The sequence below is a fragment of the Clostridium sp. CM037 genome, from assembly GCF_055081095.1.
In genome coordinates, this window is sequence record NZ_CM143650.1 from 1 (window position 1) to 22,634 (window position 22,634).

At 30.5% G+C, this 22,634-nt stretch carries 19 protein-coding genes, 1 pseudogene and 1 other annotated feature; of the genes and pseudogenes, 6 read left to right on the forward strand and 14 right to left on the reverse strand.

Annotated features, from left to right (window positions below; all coding sequences use genetic code 11):
- Window positions 1–565: 565 nt before the first annotated feature.
- The 4 genes from ACWJKP_RS00005 to ACWJKP_RS00020 form a co-directional block, all read right to left on the reverse strand.
- Complete coding sequence (locus tag ACWJKP_RS00005) at window positions 566–1,699, reverse strand: pyridoxal-phosphate-dependent aminotransferase family protein (protein ID WP_165413740.1); 1,134 nt, start codon at window positions 1,697–1,699, stop codon at window positions 566–568.
- A gap of 82 nt (window positions 1,700–1,781) precedes the next feature.
- Window positions 1,782–2,387: a histidine phosphatase family protein gene (locus ACWJKP_RS00010; RefSeq protein ID WP_165413741.1), complete on the reverse strand. Its 606-nt coding sequence runs from the start codon at window positions 2,385–2,387 to the stop codon at window positions 1,782–1,784.
- 51 nt (window positions 2,388–2,438) lie between these two features.
- Window positions 2,439–2,963, reverse strand: coding sequence for an NUDIX domain-containing protein (locus ACWJKP_RS00015; RefSeq protein ID WP_165413742.1), 525 nt, complete (start codon window positions 2,961–2,963; stop codon window positions 2,439–2,441).
- Between the two features lie 454 nt (window positions 2,964–3,417).
- The gene (locus tag ACWJKP_RS00020) at window positions 3,418–3,873 is read right to left on the reverse strand and encodes a VanZ family protein (RefSeq protein ID WP_165413743.1); all 456 of its coding nucleotides are present in this window, start codon (window positions 3,871–3,873) and stop codon (window positions 3,418–3,420) included.
- A 220-nt stretch (window positions 3,874–4,093) separates the two neighbouring features.
- Window positions 4,094–4,345, forward strand: a binding site (T-box leader).
- Window positions 4,346–4,450: 105 nt separating this feature from the next.
- On the opposite strand from ACWJKP_RS00020, the gene asnA reads away from it, so the two are divergent.
- Entirely contained in the window at window positions 4,451–5,473 is a 1,023-nt protein-coding gene (gene asnA / locus ACWJKP_RS00025) for an aspartate--ammonia ligase (protein WP_165413744.1), read from the forward strand.
- Between the two features lie 106 nt (window positions 5,474–5,579).
- Here asnA and ACWJKP_RS00030 read toward each other — a convergent pair.
- The 3 genes and pseudogenes from ACWJKP_RS00030 to ACWJKP_RS00040 all read right to left on the reverse strand — a co-directional run.
- Window positions 5,580–5,765: pseudogene (locus ACWJKP_RS00030) on the reverse strand (YbjQ family protein); the annotation flags it as partial.
- Window positions 5,766–5,797: 32 nt separating this feature from the next.
- Complete coding sequence (locus ACWJKP_RS00035; RefSeq protein WP_202881881.1) at window positions 5,798–6,502, reverse strand: glutaminyl-peptide cyclotransferase; 705 nt, start codon at window positions 6,500–6,502, stop codon at window positions 5,798–5,800.
- Between the two features lie 154 nt (window positions 6,503–6,656).
- The gene (locus ACWJKP_RS00040) at window positions 6,657–6,962 is read right to left on the reverse strand and encodes a hypothetical protein (RefSeq protein WP_224579130.1); all 306 of its coding nucleotides are present in this window, start codon (window positions 6,960–6,962) and stop codon (window positions 6,657–6,659) included.
- A gap of 250 nt (window positions 6,963–7,212) precedes the next feature.
- Here ACWJKP_RS00040 and ACWJKP_RS00045 point away from each other — a divergent pair, with 250 nt between their 5' ends.
- A complete protein-coding gene (locus tag ACWJKP_RS00045) occupies window positions 7,213–9,741 on the forward strand; it encodes a YceG family protein (RefSeq protein ID WP_224579129.1) in 2,529 nt (842 codons plus the stop codon).
- Between the two features lie 109 nt (window positions 9,742–9,850).
- On the opposite strand, the gene ACWJKP_RS00050 is transcribed toward ACWJKP_RS00045, so the two are convergent.
- Both ACWJKP_RS00050 and ACWJKP_RS00055 read right to left on the reverse strand, forming a co-directional pair.
- Window positions 9,851–10,675: a TerD family protein gene (locus tag ACWJKP_RS00050; RefSeq protein ID WP_224579127.1), complete on the reverse strand. Its 825-nt coding sequence runs from the start codon at window positions 10,673–10,675 to the stop codon at window positions 9,851–9,853.
- A 13-nt stretch (window positions 10,676–10,688) separates the two neighbouring features.
- Window positions 10,689–11,348, reverse strand: a complete 660-nt coding sequence (locus ACWJKP_RS00055) for an AIM24 family protein (protein WP_165413746.1) — start codon at window positions 11,346–11,348, stop codon at window positions 10,689–10,691.
- Window positions 11,349–11,630: 282 nt separating this feature from the next.
- On the opposite strand from ACWJKP_RS00055, the gene ACWJKP_RS00060 reads away from it, so the two are divergent.
- From ACWJKP_RS00060 to ACWJKP_RS00075, 4 genes are all read left to right on the forward strand, one after another.
- Window positions 11,631–12,722, forward strand: coding sequence for an HpcH/HpaI aldolase/citrate lyase family protein (locus ACWJKP_RS00060; RefSeq protein ID WP_462961367.1), 1,092 nt, complete (start codon window positions 11,631–11,633; stop codon window positions 12,720–12,722).
- On the forward strand, window positions 12,667–13,998 hold the full coding sequence (locus ACWJKP_RS00065; RefSeq protein ID WP_165413748.1) for a phosphoribosyltransferase family protein: 1,332 nt from the start codon (window positions 12,667–12,669) through the stop codon (window positions 13,996–13,998). The genes ACWJKP_RS00060 and ACWJKP_RS00065 overlap by 56 nt, the downstream gene beginning before the upstream one ends.
- A gap of 78 nt (window positions 13,999–14,076) precedes the next feature.
- Window positions 14,077–15,216 (forward strand): cysteine protease StiP family protein, encoded by a 1,140-nt coding sequence (locus ACWJKP_RS00070; protein ID WP_165413749.1) that lies wholly within the window; start codon window positions 14,077–14,079, stop codon window positions 15,214–15,216.
- Between the two features lie 12 nt (window positions 15,217–15,228).
- Window positions 15,229–16,098 carry a Cof-type HAD-IIB family hydrolase gene (locus tag ACWJKP_RS00075; RefSeq protein WP_165413750.1) on the forward strand — a complete coding sequence of 290 codons (870 nt, stop codon included), beginning with the start codon at window positions 15,229–15,231 and terminating at the stop codon, window positions 16,096–16,098.
- 140 nt (window positions 16,099–16,238) lie between these two features.
- Here the strand turns inward: ACWJKP_RS00075 and ACWJKP_RS00080 are convergent, their stop codons facing one another.
- The 5 genes from ACWJKP_RS00080 to ACWJKP_RS00100 form a co-directional block, all read right to left on the reverse strand.
- Window positions 16,239–19,019, reverse strand: coding sequence for a calcium-translocating P-type ATPase, PMCA-type (locus tag ACWJKP_RS00080; protein WP_165413751.1), 2,781 nt, complete (start codon window positions 19,017–19,019; stop codon window positions 16,239–16,241).
- 171 nt (window positions 19,020–19,190) lie between these two features.
- Complete coding sequence (locus ACWJKP_RS00085) at window positions 19,191–19,793, reverse strand: TerD family protein (protein ID WP_165413752.1); 603 nt, start codon at window positions 19,791–19,793, stop codon at window positions 19,191–19,193.
- Between the two features lie 67 nt (window positions 19,794–19,860).
- Complete coding sequence (locus tag ACWJKP_RS00090; RefSeq protein ID WP_165413753.1) at window positions 19,861–20,439, reverse strand: TerD family protein; 579 nt, start codon at window positions 20,437–20,439, stop codon at window positions 19,861–19,863.
- Window positions 20,440–20,499: 60 nt separating this feature from the next.
- The gene (locus tag ACWJKP_RS00095; RefSeq protein WP_165413754.1) at window positions 20,500–21,081 is read right to left on the reverse strand and encodes a TerD family protein; all 582 of its coding nucleotides are present in this window, start codon (window positions 21,079–21,081) and stop codon (window positions 20,500–20,502) included.
- 391 nt (window positions 21,082–21,472) lie between these two features.
- A complete protein-coding gene (locus ACWJKP_RS00100; RefSeq protein WP_224579117.1) occupies window positions 21,473–22,630 on the reverse strand; it encodes a mechanosensitive ion channel family protein in 1,158 nt (385 codons plus the stop codon).
- Between the last annotated feature and the right edge of the window lie 4 nt (window positions 22,631–22,634).

Consider the following 22,634-nt stretch of genomic DNA (forward strand, 5'->3'; position numbering starts at 1 on the left):
CTTTGTCATCAACTGACGACTTTTACTATTATACTAGGTATTGTTTGTTTTGTCAACAACTTTTTAAACATTTTTAAATTGTATTTTTAAAGTGTTAAATGTTAATTTATCAATCTTCACCTTTATCGTTACTCATTCGCGACGACAAGGAGTATTCTATCATGTACACCTATTACACATTCACGCCAATTCGCTAAATATGGCAATTATACTCAATATCCTTCATTATACTACTAATTATCAAATCTTTTTCACACTGATACACTAGGATTAGTATACTTTGTTCTTATCTATAACGTCCTCAAATTACATTGTATTTAATCTTTTAATGCCATTAAGCCATATACAACAGCATCATTTTCATATTCAAATTAATATAGGCTAATCCCCCCTTTTCAATATCTACTCCCTGTTTTGGAATATCATTAGATCTAGATTAAATCTAGAATATAGATATAAGAATTTTATGGTTTGACTTTAGTTCAGCCGTCATTCCTCACCGGCTTATAATTTATTCTACATCTTATACCTATTATTATGTTTGTTTTAAAAATGGATTGTTTAATTATACTTCATTTAAAAAAACTTCAGCCATATTTTTTTCACACTCAAAACCTAGTGCTTTTAATGAGTATTGTAATGCAAGTAAAGTATATGCTACTTTATCCTTTTTCGCATTTTCTCCCATATGTCCTATTCTTATTACTTTCCCCTGTAGATATCCGAATGAGCCAGCTATAAATACATTAAATTCGTCAACCATATGTTTTAATAGTTGTTTATCATTTATAGCCTCAGGTATTTCTATAACTGTTACCGTATTAGAATATCCCTCTTCAATATATAAATTAAGGCCTGCTTCCATTACAGCTTTTCTTGTAGCTTTACCAATAGAATTATGCCTAAAAATTATCTCTTCATCATCCAGTATATTATCGATAGCCTGTCTTAGTCCAACGATATCACTTATTGGTGGTGTATATGGAAACCATTTGTTTTCGTAGTAATCCTTCCATAGAAGTAAATTACAATAGTAAGAGGCTATTGGTTTTTTTCTCTGCTGCATTAATCTAAATGCATCTTCACTGATACTTAAAAAAGTGAGCCCTGCTGGAGCAGAAACGCATTTCTGTGAAGCACCTAATGCTATATCTATTTTCCATTCATCTACTCTTATATCTTCTCCACCCATAGCCGCTACACTATCTACCACCGTTAATATACCCTTTTTCTTTAATAAATTACATATTTTATCTATGTCATTTAAAACTCCTGAAGGCGTATCACAATGTACTACCGTAGCATATTTAAAGTCATGATCTTTTTCAAGAAATTTTTCAAGTTCTGTTATATCTATCTTACATTTCCTATTCCCTTTAAAAAAAACCGCTTCTCCACCGTACATCTTAACAAAATCAGCGAATCCTTCTCCAAATATTCCATTATCAATCACCAATACCCTATCATCATTTTCAGTAAGAGATGCACATGCAGCCTCAAGACTTAAAATCCCCTCACCACTTAATATTCTAACTTCATTATTAGTTTTTAAAAACCGACCTATTTCCTCACAAGTTTCTTTGTAAAATTCATAAAACTGCAAATCTAAATCTGGATTAGTAGTAGCTAGAGCTCTGGCCATCCTGACGTTCTCTCTTACCTCCGTGGGTCCTGGAGTCATTATTTTACACACTTTCATAATTTTCACTCCCTTAAACTATAAATTATATTCTTATATTAAAAATCATATCACTACATAGGCTGTTTCCTTATTCATATCCTTAATTTAAATGTGAAATATCAGCCTCTAAAATAATTTCAATTTTCTTATCTTCAACTTCTAATACAGTTAAACATGTATCATACATAAATGGTTTATTCCAAAATTCCTCAAGAGAATAATTCTTGATTATTGAATAGATCGCCTTTATTACAAGTGTATGTGATACTATTAAAATGTTTTCACCAATAGTATTACTCGCAATGTCATACAATACTTTTTTTACTCTATTAATCAATTGATCAAAGCCTTCCCCCTCTACAGGTTGATACAAATAAGGCTTATTCCAGAAATTAAACTGCTGCAAGGGATATAGTTCTTTTACTTTTTCTTGATCCATGCCTTCCCATATACCAAATCCCATTTCTTTTAAAGATTCAATTTTAATTATTTCCGTATCCTTATTTCCTCTAATGTAGTTCGCTGTATCAACAGCCCTTCCCAGTGGGCTACAATAAATATAATCAAAATCTATATCTTCTAAACTTACGCCGAGCTTTTTAGCATTATCAATCCCCTTTTCAGTTAAATTAGAATCCTTCCATCCCTGCATTCTACCTTCTCTATTCCATTCTGTTTCCCCATGTCTTGTTATATATATTTTCATTTTAACCCACCCTCTTACTATGATAAGATAATACCAAATATCTAACAATTATTATATATTTTTGCTCTTTAAAATACCTTCCGCCTTTTTGAGAAACAATAAATCTCTTATTTGAATGAATTTACCAATGTAATTATCCGGTGTATCATTCTCAAGAATAAGTATAGCTTCATCTAATGCAACCCATTTTAATTGAAATCCATTATCTATTTCCTCATCTGTAAATGATGGTTGTTTAATATATCCTTTAACTTTAGAATAAAAGCAGTATGATATTTGCAGTATATTTTGCATATTTTTATACTCTATTATTGTACCTACTTCACCTAAAATATCAATATTAACCCCAGATTCTTCCATAACCTCGCGATTTAAAGCAATATTTCGATCTTCGCCTGCTTCAATTCCTCCGCCCGGCAATTTGTGGTAGTTATTCTTTGATACATATAATAAAGCTATTTTCCGTGAATTATTTAATACAACCGCTCTTGATGCTTTCCTAAGCTTATAAGTAATGTCTATATTTTCATAATTGTAACCAATATCCTTTTCATATATCTCTTTTATTAATTCCATTTTATTTACCTGCTCTATTTCAATTTGGATTTATAAATGCACTATTAATATATGTTTTCTCTGTGATTTCTCATAACTATAAGATTATATTATTTACTTAGATTCATTTGTTAACTCGGTTATGCAATCAAATGGATAACTCAAATTTCACCATCTACCCCTATTATAGACTTATTTCATTTGTTAATTTATATTTAATAATTATAATGTACGATAATTCTTTTGCCAACCTATATTTATCACATTCCAAAAATTATGTATATCTCCTTTTAATTTATAAATAAAACCCTTCTTACGCGCCCCTTAAACATACCCCCTTAGAAATAATTTTTGTAACACATCAATTAATGTTGGTTTGCCTGGTATTAGGTGAATAACTCAAATGTAAAAGCTCCAAAAACTAATCGAGCTCGCATCCGATTAGCTATTGGAGCAAAATTTTATTTAAATTTAGTTAGGCCTTTTTTCGAAGAAGTAAATTTTTTTTAAATGTGACACAAATATACATCGTACAAAATGCCGCAAGGCCTCCACAAGTATCTATTAGCACATCTCGAAAGGCAGGCCCTCTTCCTGGAACAAAAGCTTGATGAAACTCATCTGAGCATGCATATAAAAACACAATCAATATAACCTTAATAAAAACTTTAATGTCTAGATTCTTCTTTGTATTTATAGCTCTATATAACAGAAAATATAAAATAAAATATTCAGTGAAATGAGCTGCTTTTCTAAGTATAAAATCACTCAAAGTCCCAAATATGCTATTTAAATCTAATCCAAGTAAGTTGAATACAGATGCAACAAATTTATTATTTCCACTTGATACTTCTCCAACTTGGCTAGAAAACAAAAATATTAATATCATCCACCCTATAACCAAAATCCAATCTATATGTTTTTTCTTCATATACACACCCCTCAATTATTTCACTAACTTCCCTTTATTAACACTTCAATTATGATTTAATTAAATATACTTGTCAATAACAATATCTTTAGAGACTTTAGTAACAGCACGTAATGGTTACAGTCCTTTAACATAGAGAAGTACCCTGTAAAACCAAACATTTATTTTTGCAGGTTGACAAATTTCATCTTGCAAGTTAAAATGATTTAAAGTTATTTATCTAAAAACTGTGACGAGAAGAGTAAATGTAGGAAGTAGTTAAAGCGAGTGGATTATAGTGTAAGTTCCATACAAAGCCTATGTTGAATAACATCTCTGAGTTTCCAACTGAAATCCTTGTGAAATTAGGTATGGACGGAGCCTAACCGTTATTTATAGGGCAGTATCGAAGATTTGTTTCCGTACTGATTATGAGTGAGCTTTTTCAGCTAATTTAGGTGGTACCACGGAAGTCTAACCTTTCGTCCTAGAAACTAGGATGAAGGTTTTTTGTTTTTTGTTTAAATTTTGAAAATTATTTAGCACGACCATTATAATCATTACAAAAAAATCACAACATTACTAGGAGGTTTTATTTATGATAACTTACAAAAAAGGACTTGCAATTCCCAATGGATACAATCCACTTCTCGGATTAAAGCATACGGAAATTGCTATTAAACAATTAAAAGATTATTTTGAAAACAGGCTATCAAAAGAGTTAGCTCTTACCAGGGTCTCAGCTCCTCTTTTCGTAAAGTCTAGCACCGGTTTAAATGATAACCTAAGCGGTACTGAACGTGCTGTTTCCTTTGATATGAAAGCCATGCATGATACACCTATCGAAATCGTACATTCTTTAGCTAAATGGAAACGAATGGCTTTATATAGATATAATTTTGAGTCCGGAGAAGGTCTATATACTGATATGAATGCTATAAGACGCGATGAAGATTTAGATAACCTCCACTCCATATATGTGGACCAATGGGATTGGGAAAAGGTCATTCTTAAAAAAGAAAGAACTTTAGATAAGTTAAAAGAAATTGTAACTAGTATTTATGCAGTTTTTAAAGATACTGAGGATCATATCCACAAACTATATCCTGAAATAGACCAATTTTTACCTGAAAAAATCTTCTTTATAACTACACAAGAACTAGAGGATATGTACCCTTCTCTTACTCCAAAAGAAAGGGAAGATGCCGTATGCAAAGAAAAACTTGCAGTATTTATAATGCAAATTGGTGGCGACCTAAAATCTGGCGAAAAGCACGATGGTAGAGCTCCCGACTATGATGATTGGTCACTTAATGGAGATATCGTATTCTGGTATCCAATACTAGAAAAAGCCTTTGAACTTTCCTCTATGGGAATAAGAGTTGATGAAATTGCGCTAAAAGAGCAACTTGTATTATCAGGTTGTGAGAAACGTTGTACATTAGAATTCCATAGGATGTTACTGGAAGGTAAGCTCCCATATACTATGGGTGGTGGCATAGGCCAATCTAGAATGTGTATGTATTTCCTAAACAAGGCTCATATTGGTGAAGTTCACTCCTCAATATGGCCAGATGAAATGATAACCGATTGTATAGAAGAGAATATAGTTTTACTATAACAAAGAGAAAACTAAATATTGTTCAAAAAAGATTAACTTTAGAAAAACACTGTAACTAACTATTACAGTGTTTTTCTAAGGTTATTTTTGTAATATTTATTATTTATTACCATTTAAATTTTACCGCAGTTCCATAAGCAATAACCTCTGCAGCCCCTTGCATTATAGCGCTAGTTGCATATCTTATGTTAATGACACCATCAGCACTCAAACCTTCAGTTTTTACTGCCATACGTTTTGTTGCTATAGCCTGAGTTTCATTCATCATCTCTGAGTAACTTTTAATTTCCCCGTCTCCAGCTATAATAACAAATTAACACATCTCTAAATTAATATTATTTCAAATATTTTAGGCCACATCTTTCCAGTTACAAAAGTGCGATTATTTTTTTTATCATACGTTATTCCATTCAGTGTACCCGCCCTTTTACATTCTTTAGAACTTAGCAATCCTTTAAGCTCTATCCATCCAGTTATTTTCCCGCTATGGGGACAAATTCTAGCAATTTTATCACATTTCCATACATTCGCATAAATTTCCCCTTTAATAAACTCTAATTCATTTAGTTTTTTAATAGGCCTAAATTCATCATGTACTTTAATACTATACACCTTTTTAAAATTTTGGAGATTTAAAAAATATATTTCATCTGTGCCATCACTCATAATTAAATGCTCATCATTGTGAGTAATTCCCCACCCTTCTGTATTATAGTAAAACTTATTAATTAGGTTAAAAGTATCTTTATCATAAATAAATCCCACATTAGATTTCCATGTCAATTGGAAAATTTTATCATTATAAAGTGTAATTCCTTCACCAAAATAATTTCCATCTAATTTGTGTAATTTTAAAATTTCTCCTGTTTGCAAATCTACTTTACGTAGTGTGGACTCATTAATTCTTCCGGTGCTTTCATAAAGAAACCCATCTTCATATACTAACCCCCCGGTAAAAGCATTAACATCATGTGGATAAGTGTTTATAATATTATAAGAATATCTTGGAACATTATTGAAATATATCATAACCCTCACTTCCCTAAATAATTTATATTTTGTAATTATTGTATGTATATTTCAATAGTTGTGTTAATGTAAAACAAAAAATATCCATTATTAGAACTGCTTTTCATATTATATGTGCTTACGTATACAAATTATAAAAGTTAACAGTAACTTTCTACCCAAAGAATTCAGGATTTTTTACATTATCTGCTCTTATTGCCTTTTTCATTATAGTCAAATCTACAGTTTGATTGTCTTTATCAAAGCAACAAGGATATTTGGTTCCACACTGATTACATTCTATAAATTCCTTGAAGCAAGTCTGTTCTCTATTATCAAATAAAAATGGAAGATTTTCCGCTCCTTCATCATCTATATTTACTGTATCTATTTTATATGTATAGAGATAAGTTGCCTCATGTTTTATTTCGAAGTTTTTACTATTACATTTTGGGCATACTAGTGATTCATTTATTTTCAATTTATAACATCCTCTCTGTCTTAGTATATTTATAGTATTTCTTTATTTTCTTTCATATTCCTATTATTAGCCTTAGAGTTTTATAGTGTTTTTATACATTAAATGATAAACTAGTTATAATAACTGTATATTATTTTTAATAAATAAAATCTCATTTTATTATTAAATTTCTTTATATAAATTTAATTTTATTTTCTAGATCTATATCAGTCTGTACTATAAATCTAGAAATAAGATTGGGGGTTAAACTTTGATTAATACTAGAAAACAGATAAGTACATCTATTTTAGAATCACAAAATTTATTTAAAGATATATTGGTTCCTGTAAATAAACGTCCTGGGTTTATTAGATCAAAATCACCTAATATACCTATTTATTTTTATAGATATATTGGCACTTGTGAAAATAAAGAACTCTATTATGAGAATTTACATAAACTAAACGATGAGCTGACTTCACTTCAAAGCTCATATTTAAAATTCACCTCAGGAATACCAATGACAATTTTATCTACCTCTATATTACAAATACCCTGGGATGGACTTCTTAGTTTCAATCCACTCCAAAGAAATACTTTAATTAGTATTCTTAAAACTAAAGGACTACTGCCGAACATAAAAAACAACTTCCTCGATGATTATATTGAAAGTAGTTTTGACGAAACCTTAGCTCTTTATTTAGCAAATAAACCTAATGTTACAGAAACTGTAATCAAGAATTTTGCTGTTAAATTTTTAGGATGGATTGGAGAATTTGTTCCAAAATTATTCCAAAACTCTGATTATAATCCTAAAATTGAAAAAGATATTATTAATCCTAAAGTCCTTTTTTATGGTGAGATAAAAAAACATGAAATATATTTTCTAATATTCTTATCGAAACTAGGTTGTGATGTGCTTTATGTTAATTCACTATCCGATATGGATTTCGCCAAAATTGATAAAGAAAATATGTATTCAAAACTCATAAATTTACCTAAAACTGAACCATTAATAGATCTTAATTTTAAAACAAACCTCACTAATACTAAAGCTAAAAAAGACGATACTATTGAATCTCAAAAAACTATTAATCAAAACAAACAACATGTTGTAGAAAACAGAAATTCATCTTTAGATATAACCTTTAAAGATTCTATTAATATTATCCTTAAATGCAGTATAAATATATTTGATGATTTAACCCTTCCTGCCAATAAAAGAATTGGATTTTTAGGTGGATCTTCTGCTTTTATCCCAGTATATTTTTATAGATATATAGGAATAAAGCAAAATGAAGATGATTATTATAATGACCTATTTAGATTAGACAAAAACTTTAGTATCTTCGATGGTTTATATTTAAAATTTACAGACTCTATACCCATACGCTCTAATCCTAAATTAATCACCAGTACTTTAAACATATGGCAATATATAGATCCTTTTGATGTATCACTCACAAGGAAGCTTGCGGCTCTATTTCTAGAACACAAGGTTTTCCCCACGAGTAATCATACTTTAAATTGCTCTATGGCAAATAGTTTTAGCTATATATTAGATTTATACTGTAAGGAAGAAAAAAATTTAAACCTGTCCAAAGTTAGAAATTTTTCTTTGAAATTACTTTCTTGGGTTTATGAATTTGTTCCAAACCTTATGAAAAATTTCGACTTTCAAAATACTTCGTCCGATGAAATTTTTAATCCTAAAGTAATATATTATGGTGATATTAAAAAACATGAGCTTTTATTCTTGATTTTTTTATCTAGATTAGGCTGTGATATTATATATATAAATTCCTTCTGTGATATGATTTTAGAGATTACAGAATATAGTGATCTATTTTCAAAAAGCTTTGAACTCCCATATAAAGCACATTTAAAAGAATTTCCAAAAGAAGAATTACTCATAAGACACGAAACTATTGCTCTAAAAGCCTCAAGGGAATTAGAGGCTACACTATATACCGATGATGATGGCTTTTATAAGCCTTGGCAATTTGAAAAATATGAAACTCACCCTACTACGTTAAAAACTACCTTTTATGAGCTGAAAATTTTATGGGATGAACCTTCTAGTTTGCGTACAGGATTTAAAGTAGAGAATAGCACCGTATATATGCCAAACTTATTCGCGAAAATAAGCGGTGTACACAGCGATTTAAATTTATATTGGAATGATTTCTTTAAGTTAAAATCATCAGATAATACATTATTTATAGCTGAAATTCCTTTTACTAAGGTAACCTACTCCAAAACCGATTTATACTCCTTAGCCTTTGTACTTGATAATATCGGGTTAATTGATAAACAAAAACTACTAAATCATAGCTGTTACAAATTTTCTTATTTAAAAACTTCCCTGCAACATACTATTTTACAAAAAATAAATTATTTGATGAAAACCGATATGCTAATAAAAACTATAGATAAAGAATTCAAATTAAAGATCTTAATGACCATCTTAAATCTTGATAAAAATATACTACAGCTAATTCAGCAGTATGATTACCCTTCAAAAATACCTAAACTTGTTATTTATGATAATAATGAAAGTATTTTTAGCGATGAAGATTCCATTGTATTATGTTTTTTAAACATATTTGGATTTGACATTACTATATTAACTCCTACTGGCTATAATAACATAGAAGGAAAAATCCAGGAAAAATTTTATGATACTCATAGATTAGAAGAAGTTAGTTTTAATTTATCCTTACCTGATTTTAAAAACGAAAAAAAATATACCAAAGAAAAAGCAAAAAAATTCTTTTCTAACATCTTTAATTTCAAATGATTTTCTTCAAAAAACAAATAAGGGACTTATTGAGTAAAGTCCCTTATTTATTTTAAATATAAGTTATATAATGTTGATATTTAGGAATTTCAAAGCTAACAATCAATTCCTAAATCGTATCGATCCCATAATTATTACACAAAGCTTCTAACCCACCTCTAAATCCACTACCTATGCAATTAATTTTCCATTCATTTTTATATCTATATATCTCAGCTACTACAATGGCTGTTTCTACAGATAAATTTTCATTAAATTTATAGTTTAGAATTTCTTGTTTATTGTCACCCGCTATAATTCTAAAATATCCATCTGATACTTGCCCAAAGTTTTGCTTCCTTTCATTTGCTTCATATACGGTTACAGTAAAAGCTAATTTTTGAATGCGAAGTGGTATTAGATTTAAATCTAGCTGTATGCACTCATTGTAAGCTTCCTTAAGAGAAGTATTATGATCCTTTTTAATTACTATTCCGCCACAAGTGCTCTTAGTGTTTTCATAAAAAATAAAGTCTTTCTCTGCTGTTTTATCATTTATATCTACCATAAATACCGATACATCTAAATCAAACTCATTATAACTATTTTTTATTATATTATAATCTAATGTTACTATTAATTTCGAAAGATTTTTAGCGTTCTGATTTAAGCTTAACTTCTGCCCTTTCGCTAATTTAATGCTTTTAGTAACATCCACAAGTTTTCTTTTTTCCATATTATTTACCTTTAATGGGACATTAACTTTAGGCTCAGAAATAATTTTAGAATGTACATTGTTTAACCCTTCAGCATTATTCTTATTCGTGTTCTGATTTGGCCCCATTACTACAGTTGCCTTTTTTTCCGGAATAATTGAGGTCTCAACAATTAATTTTCCATATTGTCTCTTTTGAGATCTTATTTTTTTATTACTGCTTTCAATAATTATAGCCACAAACACGTACCTCCTAATCTATTGCAACATTTAATCCTGAAGTTCTTTCACAAGGCTGGATAATTACAGTTTCGCCCTGAGAATTAAATTCTAACATATAGGATTCTCCAGAGGTTTGCCCAAGAAAAGTTTTCCAATTTACATCCGTTTTAAAATGAGGGTCAGCGCCTGTCCAGCATACTACTGCATCAGGATCTACTACGCAAGGAGACTCTAGAATAATCGGGTTTCCATTTGTAGTTATAACTACCTGCGCATTATTAGAAGTAGCTGTTAAATTTGATGTAAACATACCCTTTTGAGATATTACACCTGACCCCATAAATCTAACTCCATATTTACACTCCTGCGTAAAAGCAAGTAAATTTTCTCCTTCAACTCCTATACTCTGACCTGACTGAAGTGTAATTATACTAATATGTTGTGCTTTGTCTGCCATATAATAACTTCCCTGCCCATTTACTTTCATAATAGGAATATTCTCACCTGTCAGCTTTCTAGCAGCTAGATTCATAACAGATTTGAATATGCTTTGATTGTTATTTGTATCTACTAATACTTTTTCTTGAGTAAAATTACCCGTGTAAGCCACCATAGCACCAACTTTTGCAAAAAAATGTCCATCTCCCTCGGCGATGCAAGTAAGCTCTTGGTGATTTCTAAAATTAAACATGTATGTTGACTCCTTTCTCAATTTAAATATAGCGGAATTTCTAACTATGTACTCTATGTATTTTTGCAAACTTCCATTTTTTAAAATTCTATGTGTAAAGTATATCATAATGTTGTTAATGATTTATTAACGAATAGATCAATTATATTTATTCTATATTCAGTAATTTCTGTGTGTAATATGTAATTGTGTATAGAAATATGCTATAATTTGTATCACAATCAGTACTATTTATAATCTTTAAATTACTGATTAATTTATTATAATAAATGGAGAACAATTATGCGATATTTTAATAATATTAATAATTCACAAGATATTTTCTTTAAAGCCCCTTCAATTTACGGATTATTTTCCTCAAAGGAAGAGTTATCCTATTCATTAGGCGCATGTTTATACATGCCAGCAACGCGAGAACATTTACTTAAGGACATTCTTTTAAGTAACAAAATGGGTACTCACACCATCAGTCTTTGTCTTGAAGATTCCGTATCTTCAGACCAAGTTGTACAAGCTGAAACTAACATTATTAATCTATTTAAGAGTATCGACCTTCTTTTAAAAGATAACTCTTCTTTTATCGATAGTCTACCCCTTATTTTTATCAGAGTCCGAAATGTTAGTCAACTTCAAAAGTTGATTAATGAATCTTCTTTAATTGGTCTTTGTGGTTTTATTTTCCCTAAATTTGATTTTACACTTGGAGAAAAATACTTTTCTATACTAAAAGAATACAATATATCTAATAAAAGAACCCTGTACGGAATGCCAATACTCGAAACCCCCAGCATAATTCATAAAGAAACTCGAATAGAAGAACTTACTCGCGTAAAACATATCTTAGATTCTTATAAAGAATATGTTTTAAACATTCGAATTGGCGGAACAGATTTTTCTGGATTATATAGTCTTCGTCGAGGTAAAGATTTCACCATATACGATTTAGCCGTAATAAAGGACTGTATTAGTGATATAATAAATGTCTTTAAACGAGATAATTATGTTATTTCTGGTGTAGTTTATGAATATTATAGCAACGTTTTAGATTTTCATAATAATGTTCTTATTAAAGAAACCCTTTTAGATAGAACCAATGGCTTAACTGGTAAAACTGTTATACATCCAACTCAAGTAAATGTAGTAAATTCTCTTATGGTAGTTTCTAAAGAAGACTATACAGATGCAGTTAATATTATCAGTTCATCACTTGATGGTGTAATAAAGAGCAATTATTCCAATAAAATGAATGAGGTAAAACCCTATGAAATGTGGGCTAAAGAAACATTACTAAAAGCTAAAATAATGGGGGTATTAGAGGATGGAAAATCACACAGAGAATTATTGCAATCAATCACTTCATTACAATATAGATAATAGCCTACAAATATCACTTAATATAAAAGAAAATAAATGTAACATTCCAGCTTCAAAGCTTTTTACAATGTCCGCTAGAGAAAATAAAAAGAGGGATTTTTTATTTGTAAGTAAGGTTATAGGAAAACATATGCCAATGATTCCAGATACTCTAAAAATTATTGGAGGAATTTTGGCTCGTTTATGGATTAATGAAAGAGAGGACACAGTGCTTTATCCTACTACTGAATTAGTTGATACGCTTATTTCTTTAGATGTCTCACATAACATGGATACCTCTGTTAATCTCCACAGTTTACACGATATTTTAAACACGCCCATAAGGCTTGCAAACAAAACCCTTTTTATAGGTTTTGCAGAGACAGCTACAGGTCTTGCTCAATCAGTATTTCAAAACTTCTCAAATGCGGCTTATATACATACTTCGCGTGAGAAAATAACTTCTATAGAACCTGCATTATTTTTTAATGAAGAACATTCTCATGCAGTAGAGCATTCGCTTTTCCCTTATGAAAGTGATTTTTTTAATAAATTTTCTGATATAGTTTTAATAGACGATGAACTTACTACAGGTAAATCTGCATTAAATTTAATAAAATGCCTTCCCGGGAAATATTTTGGGATAATATCCATTTTAGACTGGCGAGATGCTAATAGTTATAAAATGTTCATTGATGAAAAAAACATAGATGTTAGGGTATGTTCCTTATTAAAAGGTGATATTAAGTGCAGTAAATCAAAAGATATTATTAGCGACGACATAACCATGCCTCCAAGTTCTACTAAACTAATCCCAAGTAAAGAGTGTGTTTTTCAAATAGCGCAAAGTATTGAGGGCTATAATAAATCTACTGGTAGATTTGGAATTACCTCTCGCGATAATTTGAAAATTTCTGAAGAAATCAATTCAATATCTAAATTTTTGATAAAAGAAAGAACTACTGGAAATTGTCTTTGCATAGGAACTGGGGAGTTTATATATTTACCTTGTAGTATAAGCTCGATGCTCGGAGATAATGTCTATTTTCATTCCACTACAAGAAGTCCCGTTCATGCTAGAAATATAGCTTCTTATGGAAATAAAAATAAGATTGCTTTTCAAAGCCCTGAGGATGACACTATAACTAACTACCTTTATAATATTCCTGATAATTTCTATACCCAGGTATTTTTCTTCTCTGAAAAGCCTTTAACCAAAGAAAAGAAAGATGAATTAAATAGAATTTTCTCTTATTTTCATGCTAAATCCATTATATTTGTATGCTGGAAATGCTAATGTATAATCCCTTTTAAATTGATTACAGCAGATAATTTTTTTCAATTTTCTTAAATAATAAAAAAGAGGTGTATTTAAATGAATAAATGTATTTTTTCAGGAAGCTACTGCACGGAAGATGTTGTATTTCTTCTTAAAGACATATCACACCTTATAGTGGAGCAAGATAATGAATTTAGAGAAAATGCTATACAAAGTGGAATCCACTATTCAGAAATGTTACCAATAGAATATACTCCCTCAAAAGGATACATGGACATTTTCTATAGTACCCTTGAGCATTCAAAAAACAAACTAGCTTCTCTAGTTTCTATATTAAGCGAGAAAATTATAGCTAAAAGAGGTAAAAATATTGTTTTAGTCTCTCTTGCAAGAGCCGGTACACCTATTGGCATATTAATTAAAAGATATATACAGTTTAAGTATAATATAACCGCTCCTCATTACAGTATTTCTATAATACGTGATAAAGGCATAGATAAAAATGCACTTATGTATATATTAAAGAATCACCCCTCAGCAGAAATACAATTCATTGATGGGTGGACAGGTAAAGGGGTTATTCAACATACATTAACAAAAGCTTGCAAAGAATATTCGCAGGAGTTTAATATAACCTTGAATTCGGACCTAGCCGTACTATCGGACCCCGCTCATTGTACCCTCATTTATGGTACAAGAGAAGATTTTTTAATTCCAAGCGCTTGTCTTAATTCTACAGTTTCGGGTCTTGTAAGTAGGACTGTTCTTAATGATAAGTTTATTTGCAGTGATGATTTTCACGGCACAAAATTTTATAAAGAATTAACGCCCGCTGATGTTTCCAATTTCTATATAGATGAAATATGTAACTGTTTCGATGAACTAGATAATAATTATCTATATGAACTAATGAATGACCCAAATGTTACAGAAGTTGCCGCAGATATTGAGTTTGATGGTAATTCTTTAAACTGCAAAGGACTTCGCGACATCGAAAGCATCAGACATAAATTTGACATCAATAATATTAATCTTATAAAGCCAGGAATTGGGGAAACCACACGAGTACTTCTAAGAAGAATTCCCTTTAAAATACTAGTTGACTCCTTTGATAATCCAAATTTAAAGCATATATTTAAGTTAGCCGCGGAAAAGAATATTCCTGTAGAAATATATACCGATATGTGCTATTCCTGCTGTGGCATTATTAAATCTAAAGAAAAAGAAGATCTATAAGGATGTGTTTTTATGATATTTGCCTCGGACCTTGATAGTACGCTTATATATTCTTCAAGACATTGTAACTTAATTAATGAAGAAAACCTTTTTCCTGTTGACTTTTATAATAACAATATGTGCAGTTTTATTACTAAATCCATGCACAATAAACTTGAACATATAAATGAAATTATGCTTTTTATACCTGTTACCACTCGTTCCCCAGAGCAATACACGCGAATGAAATATTTTTATGATATAATAAAACCTAAATATGCCGTTGTAGCCAATGGAGGTATCATTCTTAAGAATGGTATTGAACTTAAATCTTGGACAGATATAAGCTCTAATAAGCTTAAAAAAGTTGTATCTGTTAGGAATATGATAGTATTATGCAGTTTCTTTTTAGAAAGTGATTTTATAAAATCATATAAAACTTGTGAAGATTTATTCATATACTCTATTGTAGATGAGGACAAACTAGCTAATAACATAACAAATGGGAAAGTGGAATTAGATTATTTTGAAGTATTACGTTCATTTTGCAAAGGCTATAATTACAGCGTATCAAAGCAAGGTAAAAAGGTATATATAGTACCTAATTGTATAAATAAATATGATCCTATAAATTATATAATGCAACTAGAAAATACAAATATATTCCTTGCTGCTGGTGATTCTCTGCTAGACTACCCCCTTATTAAACATTCAAATTATGGATTAGTTCCGTCTCACGGAGAATTACTAAGTAACCTTTTCGAGAAAACACTCCATAATAATGTCTATATTACAAAAAAATATGGTATATTTGCAGGTGAGGAAATTTTAAATATAGTACATCAAAAATTCCACGAAATTAACGATATTTCTCGTAATGAAGTATGTTCCTATATTGAATAATATTACGTTTAGCTTATTTAGAACAAATTAAATCCCCCATTATTGATTAAAATCAATAGTGGGGGATTTATCATTTTGTCCACATGAAAATAAATAATAAGTACGTATTCCAGTCTATTTATTTTCATATTCCTACTCTTCTAAGCTACTCTCTTTTCTTCTGATTCTTCTTCTATTTGTTGTTGTTCTTTTTTTACAAAAATCCTCATAATCAATTTCACAATTTCATTTACTACTATTATAAGTGAAGATAAAATGATTATCTTTAACCACATAGTAGCGCTTAAAGACACTGCATTAAAGAATTTTGAAAACACTTCAGTTACAAATATTTGTGTTACTGCTGTAATCATAATTATCTTTAAAAATATAGTGTTCTTTGTAAGGCTAGGAAATATGCTATCTGACCCAAATTCTCTACAATTAAAAGCATTAAATAATGCACTGAAAGCAAATAATGCAAATAATGCTGTTTGCATTTCGTTTGGTCCTGTAATCCCATCTTTAGGGAATCCAGTTCCTAATATGTCAAATTTCATCTGAATCATGATAACACAAGTTATATATAAGGCATTGGCAACCATACTTCTTAACATTTGTTTAGTTATAATACTAGCATTTCTATTTGTAGGTTTTCTGTTTAAAACAGCATCTCTTACTGGTTCTAGTCCCAGGGATAGCGCTGGTGGGCCATCCATTATAATATTTACCCATAGAAGTTGTATTGTAGTGAATGGCATTTGAAAGTCAAACACTACAGATAAAATTGCTGTTAAGAATGCAATTATATTTACAGTTATCTGGAATTGAATAAATCTTTGGAAGTTTTCATAAATACCCCTTCCCCATTTAATTCCTTTTACTATAGTCCCAAAACTATCATCTGTTAAAATTATATCCGCTGCATTTTTACTAACCTCGGTACCAGCTATACCCATAGCTATACCCACATCTGCTCTTGTAAGGGCTGGAGCATCATTTATTCCATCTCCAGTTACTGCAACTACTTCTCCATTACTTTGAAGAGCCTCAACTATTCTCATTTTTGTATCAGGCTTTGAACGTGCTACTATTGAGATAGTAGTTATTTCATCTTTAAGTTCCTCATCAGATAATGTATCTATATAAGTAGCCTCTACTGCCCTATTTTTACCACTAAGTAACCCTAATTCTTTTCCTATAGCAATGGCGGTATTAATGTTATCCCCTGTAAGCATTTTTGTAGAAACCCCTGCTTTTTTAGCAGTTTCTACGGCTTCCTTAACGTCAAATCTTAGAGGATCTCTTATTCCTACGAATCCTGTAAACACTAAATCATTTTCTAAAGTGCCTTGCTCGGATGCCATAGCTACCTCTTCACTTATATTTCTATATGCAAATCCAAGTACACGCATAGATTTTCTCTGAAGTTTCTCTATTTCATCTAATATTTCTTCTCGTCTTGCTTGATCGAGCTCCACTTCCATGCAATTAATATGTTCATATTTGCATAATTCTAAAATAATTTCTGGCGCTCCCTTTGTTAATACTGTGGCACCTTTATCCTCTTCTATAACCGTACTCATTCTCTTACGCTTTGAACTAAATGGAATTTGATGAGCTATTTTTGCGCTTTGTCTTTCTTGTACATAATCACAAGCATCATTGTATAAAAGAAGAGCACATTCTGTTGCACTACCTAAATATTTTACTTCTTTATCAGCTTTCTCAATATCTGCTGTTGAATTTACGATACAGTTATCTATAAAATAGTTATTTCTATCACTTAATTCATCTCTTGCTTTGAACTTGCCATTTAAGTACACTTGTTCTACAGTCATTCTATTTTGAGTAAGTGTACCTGTTTTATCTGAGCATATTACACTTACAGAACCTATTGTTTCACAGGCTTCTTTTTTAGTAACAAGCGCATTTATCTTAGCCATCTTTTGCATAGTTATTGCAAGTGTCATATTTATCATTGTTGGAAGACCTTCTGGAACAGCTGCAACAATTAAAGCAACACATACAACAAACGCAGTTTTTATTGCTCCAACAGACTCTAAAAAGGCAAATACACCGGTAGTATCTGGTGATATAGTATTTGCTAGAACCATTTTTATAATCATAATTATAAATAGTATCGCAGCTATTGCGCTTGATACTTTTGAAATCTTAGCACCCAAATCTCCAAGTTTTGCTTGAAGCGGTGTTTCTAAATCACTTTCTTCAAGATTTTTAGCTATTTCGCCCATTTGTGAGCTATCACCAGTGGAAGTAACTACAAAGTTAGCTCTACCATACGCAATAAGTGTTCCCCCGAAAACCATATTCGTTTGTTTTGCTGGAATAGGGTCTTGCACAATATTTTTATCTTTAGCTTGTATATTTTCCATTTCTATAATAACATCGAAATCCTTGCTCACGTCTTCTGATTCTCCTGTAAGCATATCCTCTCTAACCATTAAATCTATACTACTTATGAGTCTTCCGTCCGCTGGTACCATATCACCCGTCTCAATTGAAACTATATCACCAGGTACCAAATCACTTTTATTCACTTGAACAATTTTCCCATTGCGCAATGCTTTTACTTCTATATTTTCTGTCATTTTTGAAAGCGCATCTGCAGCTTTTTGTGATTTTCCTTCCGTGAAAATTCCTATGCCAATTCCTATTGCTACAGCACATACTATACCAATGGCGTCACTAAACTCTCCTACTAATGCACTAATTACCGCTGCCGCTAAAAGTATTATCATCATAGGCTCAGTTATTGCCTCCTTAATACTATCCCACATCGATCCCTTTTCTTGTTTAGTAAATTCGTTAGCACCATACTTTGCTAGTCTTTCTTTAATCTCAGAACCCGATAATCCCTTACTACTATCAACTTTAAGACTTTTTAAAACTTCTGAGATCTGCTTATTAAAATATTTCATGTTATCCACCCTTCTGTAATTTACATAATTTCTTTTAAATTAAAATGTAGAAAATGATAACCCTCTCATTTTCTACATCACTAGTATACCTATATATCTATATATCTATATATCTATAAATGTATATAAATATATCTACATTTATCTATAATCTATTTAAACCCAGTTTGTCTATTGGTATCTTTTTATCATTTCACCTAAGCCAGATGAAGCATCTGTTTCTCCTACGGCTGTAAATTTCCATTCTCCATTATTGCGATAAATTTCTGCAACGAATAAACCAGTTTTACCAGAATATTCTTCTGTTAAGTTAAAACGAAGCATCTCTTTATTGTCTGTTAGATTTACTAAACGTATAAAAGCATTTTGTATCATACCAAAATGTTGTTTACGCTGAACTGCCGCATAGATATTAACCACAAAAACTAACTTAGTTATATTTTGTGGTATGCTTGACAGATCAACCATAATTTGCTCATCATCTCCATCACCATCTCCAGTAAGATTGTCTCCCATATGCTGAATACTACCACATTTACTTTTTAAGTTCCCGAAATAAACCATATTTTCTTTTCCTCTTAGCTTATCATTTTCATCAAGCATTAGCACAGAAGCATCACAATCTATTTGTGCTTGCTTTCCACCAAATAAGCCTCTCAATCCCTTAGATGCTCGCTCCACTGGATCCCATCCAAGTCCGACCATTGTCTTTTTTAACCCAGGATTATCTTTTGTAAGATTTATCTTTTGACCTTTTTGTAAATTAATACCCATTTTGTCATCCCCTTTAAATATTCAGTTAATATACATCCACTGATTAATTTAAATATCATATTGCTTTCTATGCATCAAGACCATAATTTTTACAAAGGGCTGCTAATCCACCTTGAAATCCACTTCCTGTCGCACTAAATTTCCATTCTCCATTGTTACGATATATTTCACAAAATACTAATGCAGTTTCTACTGAAAAATCTTCTGATAAGTCGTACCTTAGGATCTCTTCATTAGTTTCTTCATTTACCACCCTAACAAACGCATTAGAAATTTGGCCGAAATTTTGTGCACGAGCTATTGCATCATGTATAGTTACTGTAATTGCAATTTTATCAATGTCTGTTGGTACTTTAGAAAATTCAATGATTAATTGTTCATCGTCTCCGTCGCCTTCTCCAGTTCTATTATCACCGGTATGTATAACAGCTCCTGTTGAATGCTCTAAATTGTTATAGAATATAAAGTCTAGGTCATTATTGGTTTTTCCATTTGAACCTACTAAAAAGGCTGAAGCATCTAAATCAAAATCTCCTCCACCTGAATATTTATTTGTATCCCAGCCTAGTCCTATAACTGCTTTAGCTAAACTTGGGTTAGTTTTAGTTAAATCTATTTTTTGACCTTTACTTAAGTTAATTGTCATAATTATTCCTCCTTACTAATCATCATTTCTAATGCTATTAATCATCAATTTTAATGCCATTTAATCTACACTAATTCCAAAGTTACTACAAAGCGCAGTTAATCCACCCTCAAACCCACTTCCTATTGCACTGAACTTCCACTCCCCGTTGCTACGATATAGTTCTGCTACTACCACTGCAGTTTCAATACTATAATCTTCACTTAAATCATATCTTATTAATTCATTATCATTATTTTCATCGAGAATTCTTATAAATGCATTAGATACTTGTCCAAAATTTTGGCATCTTTGCACAGCTTCGTGAATAGTTACAGTAAAGTTAATCTTCTCAATAGAATATGGCACTTTACTCAGTTCAATTCTAATTTGTTCATCATCACCATCACCATCACCAGTTTTGTTATCTCCTAAATGCGTTACAGACCCTGCTGAGTCCTTTGGATTATTATAAAAGATAAAATCATTATCAGATGTTACTTTCCCATTTGCTCCAACTAAGAAAGCCGCTGCATCTAGATCGAAGGAAGCTCCACCATCATACTTATTAGTATCCCATCCAAGTCCAACAATAACATTACTAAGGCCTGGATTAGCTTTCGTTAAATCTACCTTTTGACCCTTTTTTAAACTAATTGCCATAATAAATTCCTCCTCACAAACCACTATATAATATATAGTCCTTCAATAATTAATTTTACTTATTAAAAATAAAAAGCTTATTATTAATCATTTCCAAAAATTCAGACAATAAACATCTTATCTGTTCATTTATAAAAAAAACTTTATTTTAGTCTAAATTATATAATATAATTAAACTAAAATAAAGCAACTATCATCATTACTATTATAACATTATTCCCCACTAAATACTAGATTACCAGTTAAATATCACTTACTGTTTTGTATATTTTTGGTGAACAAATAGCTATTCTGATAAAAGCAAGGTAAAAAATTCGATAATAGCTGATGGTTATGTTATAGAAGTAATTGTTTAAAATAGCATTATCTGCAAAAGCTCTAGGGTAAAGTCCTAAAGTTTTTTTTGAAGTTTATTAACTAATTCAATTTTTTTTTCTTTATCTATACTAGGTAATTTTTCAACGTAAACGCTTGTGCTTGGGAAAGCCATTGAAATTCCCTCTTGCTGTAAAATGTCCAGTATATTAAAATTAACATTTTCTTTTATTTTAAAATATTCATCAAAATCTGGTGTATCAGTAAAGAAACATATTAAAATATCTAAACTAGTTGCATTAAATTTATCAAATGTAACAAGGATGCCTTCCTTACTAACCTGTGAATAATTCTCTAACATATTTCTAATCTTATCCACACAAATCTCTAATTTCTCCCTAGAGCTATAAGTTAATTCTAAATTCAAATTAACCCTTCGTTTACCCCTTCTACTAAAATTGGTTACAGCCTCATTAGTTAATTTTGAATTAGGCACTATTATTAATGCTTGATCAACAGTTCTTATTTTAGTAGTCCTAAACGAAATATCCTCTATGCTACCTTCTAATGTGTCACTATTAATCCAATCTCCAATAGTAAAAGGCTTATCTAATATTATAAACATACCTGCAATAACATTGGATGCCGCATCTTTAGCTGCTAATGCAAAAGCCAATCCTCCTAACCCAAGCCCAGTAACAAAACCTTGAATGTTATATCCCCACTTCTCAGCAATTATGGTAATAACTAACGCTACTAGCATCATTCTTAATGTTTTTGATATAAATGGGAATAATATTTTATCCACTTTTACATCATATGCTTTATGCATTCTCTCAAACAGCAGAGAAGATTCTCCAGTAAGATCATATAGTCCCCAACAAATTAAAATTATTACAGCAGAACTGAAAATCTTTTCTATAAATGAACTATCAATTGGAACTCCTGCGATAATTAAAATTTTAAAAGCAAAATAAAATCCTAATACCTCAAAAAAGTTAGTTACAGGTTTTTGGAAAGCAGCTACTATTTTTGTATCTGTTTCAAATTTCGTTTTATTAACAAGTTTTAATATTATTTTGAATACATATTTTGCGAATATCTTTTTTAACAATACAAATAATGCGAAAACTGCGATAGCTATTCCTACATATTTTAATTTATAGGATGTTAAATCATTAAAAACCTCTTGTATTTTGTCTTTAGCAAAAAAGTCAACTATGGATTGGAACAAAACA